13 protein-coding genes are annotated in these 16,065 nt (G+C 29.8%); 5 read left to right on the forward strand and 8 right to left on the reverse strand.

Translation table 11 applies throughout. The features are described 5' to 3' along the window. The first annotated feature begins 34 nt into the window (after window positions 1–34). The 5 genes from SJY43_RS15425 (at window position 35) to SJY43_RS15445 (ending at window position 5,324) form a co-directional block, all read left to right on the forward strand. Window positions 35–1,072: a hypothetical protein gene (locus SJY43_RS15425; protein ID WP_396601635.1), complete on the forward strand. Its 1,038-nt coding sequence runs from the start codon at window positions 35–37 to the stop codon at window positions 1,070–1,072. Between the two features lie 175 nt (window positions 1,073–1,247). Beyond that, window positions 1,248–1,646, forward strand: coding sequence for a hypothetical protein (locus SJY43_RS15430; protein ID WP_396601636.1), 399 nt, complete (start codon window positions 1,248–1,250; stop codon window positions 1,644–1,646). Between the two features lie 161 nt (window positions 1,647–1,807). Further along, a complete protein-coding gene (locus tag SJY43_RS15435; protein WP_396601637.1) occupies window positions 1,808–2,704 on the forward strand; it encodes a DUF4145 domain-containing protein in 897 nt (298 codons plus the stop codon). A gap of 158 nt (window positions 2,705–2,862) precedes the next feature. Next, entirely contained in the window at window positions 2,863–3,576 is a 714-nt protein-coding gene (locus tag SJY43_RS15440) for a hypothetical protein (protein WP_396601638.1), read from the forward strand. Between the two features lie 920 nt (window positions 3,577–4,496). Further along, window positions 4,497–5,324, forward strand: a complete 828-nt coding sequence (locus tag SJY43_RS15445; protein WP_396601639.1) for a hypothetical protein — start codon at window positions 4,497–4,499, stop codon at window positions 5,322–5,324. Between the two features lie 183 nt (window positions 5,325–5,507). Here the strand turns inward: SJY43_RS15445 and SJY43_RS15450 are convergent, their stop codons facing one another. From SJY43_RS15450 to SJY43_RS15485, 8 genes are all read right to left on the reverse strand, one after another. Then, a complete protein-coding gene (locus SJY43_RS15450) occupies window positions 5,508–6,149 on the reverse strand; it encodes a DUF6266 family protein (RefSeq protein WP_396601640.1) in 642 nt (213 codons plus the stop codon). Between the two features lie 137 nt (window positions 6,150–6,286). Further along, on the reverse strand, window positions 6,287–6,727 hold the full coding sequence (locus tag SJY43_RS15455) for a DUF6943 family protein (protein ID WP_396601641.1): 441 nt from the start codon (window positions 6,725–6,727) through the stop codon (window positions 6,287–6,289). A 249-nt stretch (window positions 6,728–6,976) separates the two neighbouring features. Then, window positions 6,977–7,270: a helix-turn-helix domain-containing protein gene (locus SJY43_RS15460; protein ID WP_396601642.1), complete on the reverse strand. Its 294-nt coding sequence runs from the start codon at window positions 7,268–7,270 to the stop codon at window positions 6,977–6,979. Window positions 7,271–8,082: 812 nt separating this feature from the next. After that, a complete protein-coding gene (locus SJY43_RS15465) occupies window positions 8,083–8,703 on the reverse strand; it encodes an N-acetyltransferase (protein ID WP_396601643.1) in 621 nt (206 codons plus the stop codon). 10 nt (window positions 8,704–8,713) lie between these two features. After that, the gene (locus SJY43_RS15470) at window positions 8,714–8,869 is read right to left on the reverse strand and encodes a hypothetical protein (protein WP_396601644.1); all 156 of its coding nucleotides are present in this window, start codon (window positions 8,867–8,869) and stop codon (window positions 8,714–8,716) included. A gap of 121 nt (window positions 8,870–8,990) precedes the next feature. Beyond that, window positions 8,991–9,653 (reverse strand): DUF4391 domain-containing protein, encoded by a 663-nt coding sequence (locus SJY43_RS15475; RefSeq protein ID WP_396601645.1) that lies wholly within the window; start codon window positions 9,651–9,653, stop codon window positions 8,991–8,993. 1 nt (window position 9,654) lies between these two features. Next, window positions 9,655–12,882, reverse strand: a complete 3,228-nt coding sequence (locus tag SJY43_RS15480; protein WP_396601646.1) for a helicase-related protein — start codon at window positions 12,880–12,882, stop codon at window positions 9,655–9,657. A 10-nt stretch (window positions 12,883–12,892) separates the two neighbouring features. Then, window positions 12,893–16,027: a type III restriction-modification system endonuclease gene (locus SJY43_RS15485; RefSeq protein WP_396601647.1), complete on the reverse strand. Its 3,135-nt coding sequence runs from the start codon at window positions 16,025–16,027 to the stop codon at window positions 12,893–12,895. Window positions 16,028–16,065: the final 38 nt, after the last annotated feature.

The raw sequence follows: 16,065 nt of genomic DNA on the forward strand, positions 1-16,065 counted from the left end.
AACTGACGGTTATACGAGACCGTTAGTTTTAATAATGACAAAGATTATGGTAAAAACATCAAAAATTAGATATTACACAATTTCTACTATATTAAGTATAATAATTAGTCTAGTATCGATGTTAATTTGTGGTGCAGATTCAATATTTACATTTTTTCTTTTTCTTATTCCCTGGATTTTTATATTTCATCAAGACACCGTTTCTGTTGATGTAAATAAAGTTGCAATATTAAAAGATAGATGGACAGGTGAACTTTTAAAAGGAAATTATCCGGAAGGGTTTTATTGGACAAAGTTTTTTTCAGCCATTATTTACGATGAAAGAAATGCAACACCAAATAAGTATTCAATAACAACCACAATTGACACGAGGAATAATATTAGAGGTAAAATTCAAATTACATTATGGGCACAAATAATTGATTTATATAAATATAACAGAATTGGCGCTGAAGACGTTAAAGATAAAATTTTACATGAAATAGAAGAAAGTGGAAAAACATATTTCAACACAAAAACTGATTACGATATAAGACATATTCAAAACAGCAAATCAACCAATCTTTTTGAGTCTTTGTTTTCACCTCATATGAACAACACGCAAAACGTGTTAAAAGAATGTGGATTAGAATATGATTTCAATAAACTAAAAATTAATATAGGAACATTTATTGCCCCAAATAAAATTATAGATGCAGATTTATCAGCAGAAATATCAACTAGATATTCGAAAGCACTAGATATAGAAAACTTGGAGAAATCTAAAAGAGTTAATAATATTTTCATAGAAGATTTAATTATTCATATAAATCCAACGCCAACCAAATTACATTTAAAAAAAGCAGCTTTAAAATTACTTGAGTTAAATGAAAGTGAAGCTCTAAACCCAAGAAATGAATATATTATAATCGAAGAAATGCTAGCAATTGCTAAAGCAGCAAGTAAATTGCCAAATGAAAAATTAGAAGAAATGAAAAACTTGGCAGAAACAAAGTATAATATTAGAGAAGGAAGGACTAAAGACTATAGAGGTCTTAATAATTCATTTCCTTTTATAGATGGTAACAAATAAATTACTAAAACTAACAACGTGTAAAATTAATTGCTAGTTCTAGCCTACTTACGAATATTCCTGCGGAATATTCTATTCGGTTTTTATTTGCTAAATTAGTTACTTAAACACGCAACTAATCTTACACAAACACGTTGTAAAACATTTGAAAGAATTCTGGAAAAAATATAAACTATTGATTCTAATATTGCTGTTTGCAATTATTGGAATTAACGGATTCAAAAATATTCCCGAATACTTCTTTTATTCTCAAGAAGAATTTTTTAATAACGCAGTATCTGAATCATATAATGAATCGTACGATGGAATTGTGAAGCGGAAATTCTATCTAAAAGAAGGTGGTAGAGATGTTATTATCCTAAATAAAAATGGAATAACAAGGCAGTTTGACTATGTTTATGAAAAACCAAATCTTTATGAATTTATAGAAATTGGTGATACGCTAATAAAAAGAAGCGGAACTAACTCAATAATTATTAGACGTTCTGAATTAGATACGACCATATATCTAAAATTTGAGAATTTGAAAGGAGCTGAATTATACTCTGAAAAAAATAAATATCTGAATAATTAAAAAACGTTTTACAACAACGTGTAAAAATAATTGCTTGTGACTTGCCTACTTGGAAATTCCTGCGGAATTTCCAAAGGTTTGGTCCATTTTTAGTAAGTTAGTTGCTTAAACACGCAACTATCCTTACACAAACACGTTAGGCACAATTTGAGAGCAACCCTATGAAAGATAAACTATTTTGTAATAATTGTAAAGGTTTAAGAAACCAAAATGAAGTCCATAAAGTAGAAGAAAGAGGAGGCGACGAAGAAGGAGATTTTCAATGGTACAAAAGTTATTCTATAATAAAATGTGCTGGTTGTGATAGTATTTCATTTCACCAAGTTTACGGAGATACTGAAATGTTTGAACAAACTGGACCTTATGGAGAACACGATTATTATTATGATGAATCTGTTTATCCACCATATTTAAAACGTGGAGAAGCTATTCAACAATTATTTTATTTACCCGAAAAAATACGAACAATTTATGCTGAAACTATTGCTTCATTCAAATCAAACTCATCGATACTAACTGCTGGTGGTTTAAGAGCAATAATTGAAGCCATTTGTAACAATCTTAAAATTAAAGGAAATAATTTAGCCGAAAGAATTGATGGATTAAGTAAAAATGGACATTTAACTCTTGCGGAATCGAAAAGGCTTCACACAATTAGATTTTTAGGTAATGATGCCTTACACGAAATTGAAAAACCGAAAGATGAACATTTATATTTATTATTAGAAATTGTTAATCATTTACTATCAAACTTATTTGTTAATGACAAAAAAATGAAAGGTAAAGTAGAAACGATGATAGACACCTATGATGATTTTATCAGACTAATTCAAAATAGGATTGATAATGATATGGTAGGAAAGAAAATGACTATTTCAAATATTCTGGACAAATCTAAAAGACTTCTGACAAAGAAAAACTTGACTGAATTTGAAAATAGTTTCGTAAAAGATATAAATTCAAAGAAAATTACTTTCGTAAAAGTTGAGAATAAGAAACCTGACAATATTTATGAAATTATTGAAAGACCATTGTTATTTCAATTTGGAATTAAATAAAAACTGTGCCTAACACCGTATAAAATTAATTGCTGGTTTTAGCCAGTTTACGAAAGTCCTCGCGGACTTTCTATCTGTGATTTATTTGCTAACTTTAGTGCTTAAAACACGCAACTAATCTTATACAACAACGTTGCCATTAATTAAAAACGAACGAATTGCAAAAAATCATAATTTTAGTTTTACTATTTTATTCAAGTCTTGTTTACAGCCAAAAAACGATTGAATTACTCACATTTGACTGTAAATCTGGAAATACTTCTACGACTGACATAAAAAGAACTGAATTTAAGATTTTGACTAAACACGAGTTAGTAATTGACAAAACAAAATACTGGAGTTTTCAATATATATTTAAAACAAACGAACCGAAAGTAAAAGTTGAATTTAAAAATATTTATAAGCAAAAATTAGATACAGTTTTTCAAATAACAGAAAACAATCAACAAATATATCTTTGTGTAGATAAATTCAAAGATTACAATTCAAAATCATTAATAACAAAAGCGTTAGAAAAGAGAAATAATTGGAATTTGAAAATGACTGTTGCTCATTGTTTCGGAAGAAACAACTCTAAACTCGAAATAATTCCTAAAAAGAATAAAATATTAGCTAAATATATTTATTGGGAATATCCCGAAAACTCAAATAGGAAAAAGAAATTTGTAGTTAAGAAAACTATCTCTGAACAAGATATTGTATTTATCGAAACTTTCGAAAAACAAATGAAATTGATGAATAGACCTAAGGGAGATTGTACAAATCACGCATATTATTATCTTAAAGTTGGAGATGAAGAAATAAAAATTGAGGAAAGTTCTTGTTCAGGTTTTGACGAAACTGAATTATTAACAAAACTCGGAATAAAATAACTAATGGCAACACCGTATAAAATTAATTACTAGTAAGAGCCAGTTTACGAAAGTCCTCGCGGACTTTCTATCTGCGATTTATTTGTTAACTTTAGTGCATAGAATACGCAACTAATCTTATACATCAACGTTAGCGCTAAATTTCACAGCAGCAACGTCATGATGAGATTTTGACATTAAATCAAGTTGTTTAGCTTGGCTCTTTTAATTGTTTTTGTGCGGCGCAATCGGATTATTTTGATTTTTAAAACCTTATTGATGATTAAAACAAATGGATTGGTGGGTTTAGTATCGCTTCTTCAATCCTACTTGGATTTTATCGTGATTATTTAACGCAAAACACATTGGGATTCATTATCACTTTTACATTTGGATATGTTTTCGCTTTTAGCATTTTGATTCTTTGATACTTAAATGTTAATCGCATCTGCACTTGGATAAATTAACGCACATTAGGATACGGAGTGCTAAAACTGTTTTCAACTCGTTCTGATTCTTAAATGATAATTTGACACTAAATCGCTCAATACAACATTTTTAAAGGCTACACTTTGTTAATGGTCGCTAAACTGATTCCTTTCTACTAATTAATCAGCAGTATTGTAAGGTGATTGATATGTACGGTCGGACTTTTTGCTGCATGCATTTTGATTCTTTTGCATTGGGATTGCAATACAGTAACCTGATTATTAATTTTCACCAGTCTGACCATTCATAACAATCATTTTAGGATAGGACAAATTGATAAGCGGAGATGAAAATCAATCTAGCGCTAACAAAGTGTAAAAAACATTGCTCAGATTTTGCTACTTTTAGCTTCAATACATTTAATTAACGGTTGTGTAACGGGATAATGAATCGCCCAAAAGCGCAACGTTTCTTACACCGACCGTTAGCTGTAATTAACCACTCGAAACCTTATGGAACAAAGAATTTCAATTAGTAAAGCAATAAACAGAGGTCACTTAATTGTGAATCTTCCAGTTTGTATATCTATGTTTGGAATTCCTGCTTTAGCATTTTATTTTTCAGCTGAAAATTTAATTCCTAATTGGGGAATTGGAGTCAGTTTTGTAATTGGATTTATACTTGCTTGGTTAACTTGGAGTTTTATGATTATGAAATGGCGAACTTGGGCATTTAATAAAGTTAGAAATGTTCACGAACTGAAAAAGAAAGCTATCGAACAAGGTTTAATGTGGAATGACGATAGTTGGTTTAATAAAACTGAAATAAGAACTAACTCTGACAAATTGCAATGGAAAGTCTTGGAGAAAAAATTTGACAAAGAAGATGTCTTTAAAGAAGATCAATCTGTTTCTAAAAAATCAATTATTTATTACTCGAAAATTAAAAATACTTATGAATTTTTAATAATGTTAATAGCTTTGGGTGGTGGAATTTATTTACTTCTTAAATCAGACAGTTATATAATTGGAACATTATTAGTTTTATCTGGAACATATTTTGGTTTTAAGGAAATAAAAAAAGTTTTTAATTTCAGTCCACAAATAACAATAGATAATAAAGGAATAAAAACAGCTACTACTGAATTCAAAAATTGGAGTGAAATAAAAAATGAAGAGATTATTATAGAAGGTTATGGAAAGAATAAGGAATTTTATATGATTTATGATTATTCAAATGGTTTTGAAAAAATAAAAATTGATGATTTCAATATTAGCCCTAAAAAATTAGAGAATTTAATAAGAACATATAGAATTAGGAATAATAAAAACTACAGCTAACACCGTGTTATATTAATATACCTCTATACATATTATATTTATTGACTTTTAATAAATTATATTAAAATAGGTACAACATAGGTATAACATTTTTAACCTTATAAATAAGTGATCTATAAGCATAAAAAAACCGCTTCTAAATTAATAGAAACGGTTCTCAATATGTATTTAAACTTAAAGTTATTAAGCTGCCGTACCAGAGCCTAAATACACACTATTAGATACTTGTGTACCATCAGCAGAAACAAACGCCATAAAAAGCTCTACTGTGTCTCCTGCATAGGTATTTGGTATTGTAACCACTTGCGAACCTACAGTTCTATCAGCACCATCAAGAATAGAAATTGATTCTTTCTTACTTGGATTGTAAACCAATACCATCGCCTTGTCTGTTACATTTGCGTTACCTTCTGCCGAGTTATCATCCCAATCAAAACTTACTTGTCCTGCGGTTGCTAAATCGGTTGTGCCATTCAATACTCCAGATAAAGAACCTCTACTTAATAAGGCTAAAGAATAATCAATCGTGAAGTTAGGTGCAATACCTCCTACTGCATTATTTAATACATAAGACATTGCTGCATTAAATTCCGTTTTCTTTGTCGCAAATGACTTATAACCGATTTTGATAAAATCTTTAGTCGCTTGCAAATACTCCAATGTAATGGTAAATTTATTACGCTGATTTACTTGTCCCTCTGTTCGAGGATTCGCCACGCTAGATGGCTTAATTCTAATGTAGTCGATACCTTTCCAGCTACCACCAACAATGTTACCTACCTTACCAGATAAGCCTCCTAAAATTCCTTGAGAAATCTTTCCCATACTATATACAAAATTTAAAAATTACACGTTCGGACTTGGTACGGACTTAACATAGCTTTCAAACCTTATTTTCGTTACTAATATAACTAATATTATGCCATTTTGTTACTGTTTTAGGCTTGTATGATACTTTTGCATTAAGCTTCTTTACTTTGCATTATTTTGAAACAATTACGAATATATGCAACCTTTAAAACTGCCATTTTATCAATGACATTTTGCAACTCTTTTTCTTTTTTACTGATAACAGAAACTAGATTAATTTGTTTTTGAAGTTCAAAACCCGAATTTTTGTTTTGCTTTAAACTATTTTTAAGCGTGTTTCTGCAATCATCTATTGAGATAAACGGAATAACACTACCTTTTAAATAGTAGGCATAAAAACCCCCAATTTGCAACATCATCGATAAGTGAAATAATGTGTTTTTTGCTTCTTCGGTTTTTGTGGTTACAACAAAACAATTGGGACAAGGGTTTGCGAGTGGTTTTCCGCTGTTTAGACCTTTGTTTAGGATGAAAAAATGAGGGTTCGAGTAAGTGCGCCCAGATTTGTGTGTTTTTAGTTCAAAAGTTGACATAGCTATCCAATTTAAAATTGCTTCGCTACGCTTTGCACCATTATTTTTTTTGAAAAGAAAAAAAGATAGCCATAGTTATTGTGGCGTGGATAAGGCTGTCAAGGTTTTTGGATAAAAGTTTTTTTAGTTAAAATGTTTAATGAAATAGAAGAAATATTGTGAAAAAAGTTTTATTCAAAACCCGTAGGGCTTGACCTTTACTGCCTTGTGCGGCTGGCAGAGGAAGCCACATATATTTGCTACCTTTTTTTATTTTAATTTCAATTGATTCTTCTTTAATGTATCTATAATTTCTTGCTTATTGTAATATCTTCTATGCCCTAAACCATAACTAATGACTTTACCTTTGTTTGTCCAATGCCAAAGTGTCGTTGCATTAATCTTCAAAAAATCTGCTGTCTCTTGTCTTGTTAAATAGACATCGTTTTCTTTAGTGCTTAAATCATCTAAATAGCTTTTTATTTTAAGCAATAGTTTATCGGCTACTTTATCTGCTAATTCATCAACTGATACTTCTGTAATTTGGATTGTTTTTGTTGTCATAATAATAAATTTTAGAACGAAAATAAAATACTTTTCTGGGGAATTAACACTTAAAAAAATAGGTTTCAGTTCGTATTTGAGCGTTGGGTGAAGCGTTTGTATGGGTAGCGTTTTAAATAGTTGTTTGATAAAACAGCATTTAAAAAAGCTACTTATACAGGACTTTTAGACAATAGCTTATTGCTTTTTTGAGGCACGATAAAAAGTAATGTGCTATGGCGTACTTCAAAATATTATAAACCTATTTTTTTATAACCGCTGACTTGGGTGGTGGGGAAAAGTGGACTTTAATATTTGTTAGCGAAATGAAACAAACAAAGACTTGAGGTAAGGAATACTTGGACTTAACGATGGTTTTGTGCAGTTGAATGAGATAACGAATATTATAATAAATTAACGTAATCCTTTAATTGTTCGATTGTTTAATGCTTGTTCAAATTTTTTTTTGAAGTACGGATGTGAGCTTTGGATGAGCGGATATTTTACATAATAGCAGTTATAGCGACGAAAATATAATAAAACGCCGTAGGCAACCATTGAAAGGATTTTTGCTCCTATAACTTCTATTATGTAACTTAGCTTTGGGTTGGTTTTATGGCGGAATAGTTGTTTGAGCGTTGGCAATAGCTCTTTGCTTTTTTATTGTACGAATTTATTAAAATAGATACTTTTAAATAAAAAGAAGCAATGTGCTATTATAGCGTTGGCTACAACTATTGTGACATAAAACCAACTATGTGGTAGCGCGCGGAACAACACAAAAGACAGAGGATTTTGAGGTACGAGAAAACTGGGATTTGGGTTGTGGGGAATTATTGAACTACTTCTTTTGTAAGAATAATTAAATCAAAAAACATTAATCGTGTATTTAATACTGCATCTGTTGGTAAACCAGTAAATTCCTTTTCTTGTTCTTCAGACGAAAATAAAGCTTCAAAATCATTTTTAAGATAGTATTTTAATGCTCTCGGCTCATTATATGAATCTACAACAATAAATCTACAACCTGTTTTATTAGCTCCATCAATAAACCAAGATTTTATAAAATCCATTAATTGCTTACCTGTATTATCTACTTCACCATCAATAGCTCTATAGTCTTTATGAACTCCTAATCTACCAATAAGTACAGCTGGATATGTACGCATATGTTTAGGACGAGGAATTTGTTTAATTACTCTCCTTTTTCTAGAACCAGGTAAATGAGTAGTTTTTATACTATCATTAGAAATAGTAAACGCACAAACAATAACAGACGGATCTCTATCTAATGTAAAACAATAGGTCTTACCTAAAAGTTCATTAGAATAATTATCTACATCATTAGTAAAAAAATCGTTTAAATCGGTATGGTCGCAATCGAAAGGATTACAACAATCTATTAGCGCTTGATTATAAAGTTGAAGTGTACAATTTTCAAGTAGAAACCCCAATGCAATACTATTAAAGTTTTGCCTTAGCTAAAATTTTAGAAGCAATTGAAGTTTGCTTAGAAAAATCAACAGTAGATCTTCTAGCAGAGTTTTCAGTAACTTTAGTTGTAAAGTTAGCTGCTGCCTTATTCTTTAATACTGGTATTGATTTAATTGCTATTGCCATAATGGTCTAAATATTGTGCAAAACTATATAATATATTTGTTATAAAACAATTTTTATACCAAAAACTATATTATATACTTTATTTTGAGTTATATATAACGTTACTAATATACGAATTAATTTAAGTATTATGTTCAGTTATGTATATTAACTCTTTTTTTAGTTTATTTAGTTCGCTATTAAGAGGTTGCTTTTTATTAAACTGTTTCGTTCTCTTTATTTGAGCTTCTAATCTATTAATTTGATTTGTTAAGTCTTGTTTTTTTTGTTCCTTTTCAATTAGTTCTTTTAAATCCCTTTTAGAATCTGCTACAGAATTATTAGAAATTTGAAAACAAAAATCACTAAATACTTTATCTAAACTTTCCTTTAATACTATATTATATTTACTTGATGTGCTATTAAACCAATCTGTTTTAAATACCCAATCTACTACAGCATTATTTTCATTAACTGGATGTGCATGCTTTTGTGATGTATATAACATTACCTCATCATTAAATGATATAATAAATATGATATGATAAGGAATGGCTTTTTCAATAATTGGTAGTACCGTTTCAATATTCTTTCTTTGCTTTAAACTAATTTCAAATATTTGAATCTCTTGTACCTCATCACCTTCTAAATTAATAGTATCAGAAGCTAATTTATATTGCCATCTAATTTTATCTACAACGTCAACAAACAGTTGTTTTTGTTTTGATGTAGCATACTCATAAAATGCATTTTTAGGAATGCTTTTATCTTTTTTAGCTTGATTTGGTAATTGAAAAAAGGTCATTTTATCTTATCACTAAAAATGAAATTAATTTAAAATCTTCTATTCCTTTAATTTGGCTTTTACCTGAAGCCGTACCACCTGCCTTAAATAGGCTTAATACTTCTTTTTCTTCTTCTGTTTCAACAATAGAACCAATACTTTTTTTGAGTAAGTTAGAATATTTAGACATATCTCTATATGCACTAGTTTCTACCTCAAAAGATTTACAAACTTCAACTAATGGCTCTTTTTTGTCTTTACATAACATTCTAAAAACATCTAAAGTCTTTTTACCATCAATATGACCAAATTTCACCTCGCCATTATCTTTTATGTACACCATATAATATGGATGCAAACGATTCATTTTATCAATATTGATCGCGGTATTTACATTTTTCAATACATATACTACGCCTTTTTCAAAATAGTCATTAGCTTCTGCTATAGCGTGTAAACCTTCAGGAATATTTTTTAACTCTCCATACTTCTTTATATAATTAGATAGGTCAATTCTAAAGTCATTTAAACCTAAATCTGTAATACTAACGCCTTCCCTTAAATCTTCTAAATCGACTACTTCTTCTTGTAGTTTCTTTAATTGAATTTTTCTATATTCTAAATCTTTGTCTTCAGTATTTAAAATATTATCATCACCAGTACTTGCCATATTACTAATGAGCATTTTGTTTTCAACTCTAGATTTTAGATTGATATAATTATCTAAAGTAATATCTGGCCAAAAGTTTACCATTGTGATATTTGTATTTATAGAACCTATTCTATCTATTCTACCAAAACGTTGAATGATACGTACAGGATTCCAATGAATATCGTAATTGACTAAAAAATCACAGTCTTGTAAGTTTTGACCTTCTGAAATACAATCTGTTGCTATTAAAATATCTATAGATTCTTTAATATTAGGATGTAATTGCTCTTTGCTTTTAGAACGTGGCGAAAAACACGTTAACAATGTGTTTAAATCTGTTGGGATTTCCTTTGTAGTGCATTTACGCTTACTTCCCGTTACTAAAGCTGTATTTAATCCATAAAAGGTTTTAAATTCTGATTTTAAATTATCATATAAATAATTAGCCGTATCAGCGAAAGCAGTAAATATAATTACCTTTTTGTTATTAGGGTTTTTAGGATTTTCAATTTTTTGTTTTACAAGATCTTTTATATCATTTAACTTAAAATCTAAACTATCTTTTACCATAGAAATTTCTGATAAAAGCTCTTCTAATATTTCTACATCAGCACTTAAATCTTCTTTCCATTTTCTACCATCCATATCCGCAATATGAACTTTTACTTTTTTACCAATTACATTTTCTTCATCACCCCAATCTGCTTCCCAATCCATATCCCTAGTTACATTTGCTTGAAGACCAGAGAATGTATTTTCTTCCCCTTTTTCTATTGCATCTATAGCGTTGTTGATTTGACCTAGAATATTCTGAATTGTTAATCTAAAAGCATATACCGAACTTTCAATACGTTTTAATAAATTCATACGCATTAAAATTTTCAAACTTGATTCTCTATCAATTTGAGCGAATGTGCTTGAACCTGCTTTTACTTGTTTATCGTATAAATCTGCATACAATTGAACTTTACTTGGTAATATGTAGCTTAATGGTGAATAGACAGAAAGGTTTAATAATGTTAACTTTTCTGCTATCTCAACATAATTAGTACCGGTATGTTTTGTTAATGCACTTTGAATAGAAATTGGTTTATTACGTTTTGGAAACTCACCAATATCAGATGTATCATAATACGTTGTAATATGTTTTCTTGAACGTGCTATTGTTAGACTATCTAAAATTTCAAAGAAATCAAAATCTAACATTTCTAATAACTTTTCAGTAGTACGCTGTTCTGTTTCAAATTTAGACCAGCTATTAAACGCTAATTGCGCTCTTCTAAAAATAGTATCAACTCCTCTTTCAGTATCTAACTTTTCATCTATTTTTTCAGAAGCACCTTCATAAGCCAATGCTAATTGGTTTTTTAAATCGTTAAACCTATTGTTTACTGGTGTTGCAGACAACATCAACACCTTTGTCTCAATGCCTTCTTGTACAATTTTACGCAACAGCTTTTGGTATCTATTTTCTTTACCTACGGATGTATTATTATTCCTAAAATTGTGAGATTCATCAATTACTACTAAACCATAATTACCCCAATTAACATTCTCTAAATTTCGACCATTACTCATACCTCTTTCACGAGATAAATCTGTATGAAATAATACGTCATATCTAAATCTATCTTTAGATAAAATGTTATCCTTATCATTTTGACGATATGTATTCCAATTTGCTTCTAGCTTTTTAGGACATAATACTAGAACATCTTTATTTCTTTTCTCGTAGTATTTAATAACGCCTAAAGCTGAAAAGGTTTTACCTAAACCTACACTATCGGCAATGATACAGCCGTTATATTTTTCTAATTTATTAATAGCACCTATAACAGCGTCCTTCTGAAAATTATACAGCATAGACCAAACGTGGGTGTCTTTAAACCCAATTTCGTCATTAGGTAAATTCTCCATTGCAATATCATCTAGAAAATCGTTGAAAATATTATAGAGTGTTATAAAATAAATAAACTCTGGACTGTTCTCTTTGTATGCATTCTCAAAATACTCTTGCACAAAATTAGTGACATCTTGTAAGTTTTCTTCGTTCTCCCATATCTGATTAAACCATTCTAAATAAGCACTACTTTGCGGATAATCTACTTTTTGGATTAGTGTTGGAAAGCCTTTTTTATGACTTACCCCTAAATCTGAAGTTGTAAAACCGTTGATGTTAGAGAATGCTGCACCAGCATCTGTATTGTCTATATGTATTAGACCATTTAAAGGTGTATTAGCGTTCTTATTAGATTTAAAGGTTACTTTATCTTTTACCCATTGCGAACACTCTTTAGCTATTGCCCTTTGATTTAATTCACTTTTTAAACGTAATTCAAATTCCCCTCCGCATAAATCGGCTTCATTAAAAATATGAGGTATGTAAAATTCTCTAGATTCTTTATTTAGCTTTTCCTTTAAAAATGTAGGTGATGTAAAAATAAATTTAAGGTCTTCAATTCCTTTTAATTCTTTTTTTAAAGCCTCAAAAGCATAGATAGAAAATGACGAAGCAGCTATAGCCATTTTACTGCCTTTTTTTATTTCTGATTTTAACTCATCGTTTAAACGTGTATTTACATTATCTATTAACTTCATCTAACTCATCTTATTTTAAGGTAACCATATCCAACATTTTTTCATAAGTACTTACTTTGCTAAAAAGAACTTCACCATTACCAATTTCTTTAAAATGTTCTTCGGCACAATGTATTTTTAATGCTTCTATACCTCTTAAATCTTGTTGCTTATCTGAACCTTTTGTTTCTGCTACAAAGTAAATTTCACGTACTTTTTCTTTTTCAAAAACTATTGCCCAATCTGGACTGTAACGCCCTGTTGGAATTGTGATGTAAAAATCTTTAGGTAGTTTAGCAAATACAGAAACCGCTGTACTAGTGCTTAATGCTTCAGCAAATTCTTTTTCAATATTAGAATCGGATACAATATAATCATAGATATGTTTTTTAACTTCTTCTGAATTTCTATCTACTGTAATTTCATTGGTAAATACCGTTTTAGAATCGAAACGATCTTCGGTTTTATGAAACGTAATGTTATTAAGTATTAAACTGGCTTTTACTTCATTAATTAAACCTCCAGATTTAGCAATAAATTCTTCAGGGTTTTTACGTAATAATGTAAATTTTTGCGGACTTATTTTCTTTAAAATAGCCACAATACTTCTTCGAGTTAGGTTGGTAACATTTACTATTTCACCAACTATATCATATACCGTATCTGTATACAAATCTGCATTTAGTTTTTTAGATTCTCTATTAGTTTGTTTAAATCCTTCTTTACTTTGTAATTCTTCTTTATTACTGTCTTTTAGAAAACCTGTTTTAATTTCGTAGACTCTATCTGAAATGTGTAAATCTGCATTTAGCCTAATTACACTATCGTTAATCAATTTTTCGGTATCGAATTTTACTTCATAAATAGTTTTAATATTGATACGTTTCCATAATTCTTGGAATTCTTTTTTATAGAAATTCCTATTTAATGTTACCGTTATTTTATCCCTATCATTTTCTGGCTTAATCATTTCACCAGTATAAACAGATTTTAATAATTTGGTAATAGATGCTCTAAAAGGTTCTAAATTTTCAGGTAAGGTTACCTTGTTTTGCTCTATTGCTTCTTTGCCTTCTGTTGTGATTTTATCATCTTCATCTATAATCCTATTAACTATTAAATTAAAATGTATTTTTTTAGCTACCTCTTTATCAATACGCATTTCTACACCCATTGCATCTGTAACTACTTTACCCATAAAAAACTCTACTTCTGCCTTTTGTGGTCTATCTTTTAATGTAGCTGCAATTTCTGATTGTAGTCCTTTTGCAAAATCCTCATAACTTTCTGAAGCTATAATGGTTAATTTATTAATACTATGTACAGCATCACCAACTGTATCATAATCTTGACGCACACCATTTTTACCTTCAACACATAAACGCATACCACGCCCAACTTCTTGACGTCTTCTGTTTTTACTTGCAGATTCTGTATGTTTTAATGCACAAATTTGAAATACATTAGGATTATCCCATCCCTCTTTTAATGCAGAATGCGAAAAGATAAAACGTGTAGGCTCATCCATACTTAACAAGCGTTCTTTGTCTTTCATTATTAAATCGTAAGCCGAAATATCGTCTGAATCTTCTTTACCACGTTTTACGCTAGGGTCAATAAACTTTTTCTTTTTGTCTATTGAGAAATACCCATTGTGAATTTCATCCGCTTTATCTCTATCTAAAAACTCTGCATAAGCACTAGGAAAATACGCTTTACGTGCAGTACCAGGATCTGTATCTTTTAAATAGTCATTATATTCTTGTTGAAATAAGTCTAGAAAATCGTTTTTTAATTTGTTGTATTCCTCTTCAAATATCTGTGCATATTCCCCTAAAACTTGTTCTCCATTTTCATCATATTTACGGTACTTATCTACAGTATCTATAAAAAATAAGGATAATACTTTTATATCTTTATTATATAATTCTTTTTCCTTTTGTAAATGCGATAAAATGGTTTCTCTAATTTGAATGCGTCTAAACGCTTTTTCGTCTAAATCGCCAACTGCATCACCTGCTTGAAGCGTTACACCATTTACAGAAATTGTATTAGAAGCGCCATTAATATCTGTGATTAAACAATTTTTGTATTGTGGCATTTCGCCAGATAATTCAAACAGATTTGCACCTTCTTCTAAACGCTCTCTTTTGCGTTTTACACCAGAACCTTGTCTTTTTTCGTATTCAATAATTGCTACTGGTGGTTTTCCTGCTTTTATTGCAATTTGCTCTAAATATACATAGCCTGTTGTACCTGTAGAGCCTTTAAGGTTAATCCCTTTTACGTGTATTTTCTTTACTAACTTTTTGCCATAGGCATCTAATGCATCTAAACGATAGACTTTATTATACTCTTCTTTATGGGTTGCAGAATAACGTATTGTAAACAAGGGATTAAAATCTTGCATACTTGCCAATGTTTTAACACCATCAACAGATTGTGGCTCGTCTATTAATAAAATAGGATTGGTTTGTGCAATAATATCTATTGGTCTTCTGGATTGGAAACTATCTATTTCTGCATAAATACGTCTAGCATCTTTACCACGTGCATTAAAGGCTTGAGTGTTGATAATCATCACACTAATGCGACTGTCTGAAGCAAAGTTCTCTATATCTGTAGGCTTGGAAGAATTATAAATAAATGGCTTTATTTTATGACCGAACTTTTCTTGAAAGTGTGTTTGTGTTACTTCGAAGGATTTGTAAACTCCTTCTCTAATTGCTACACTAGGAACAATAATGATAAATTTAGACCAACCATATTGCTCGTGTAACTCGTACATTGTACGAATGTAGGTATAGGTTTTACCTGTACCTGTTTCCATTTCTATGGTAAGATTAATTCCTTTTTTTTGAACCTTTGGTTTTTCTAAAGTTTCGCTCTCTCTAATATCATTTTGCTGTTGTACCTTTTGTATGTTTTGTAATAACTGGCTGTCTGTAATTTTTAGTAGCTTATTTCTATACCCAATATTTTCGTCTACTTCTTCTGTAAATTGTAAAGTATTGACACCAGCAGCTGCTTGTTTAGCTTTTTGCATTAACTGTTTACTACGCTCTAATGTAAAATGGCCACCACCTTTCTCTTGCCCTTGAAAGCAATCTGTTATTGCATTTACAGCATCTACTTGAAATTGTTGTTCTTTAAACTGTAACTTCATTTTTTAAATTTGTTCCTTATTTATGGGCAAATGTTCCT

This window comes from Algibacter sp. R77976 (genome assembly GCF_044594645.1).
Classification (GTDB): Bacteria; Bacteroidota; Bacteroidia; order Flavobacteriales; family Flavobacteriaceae; genus Algibacter_B.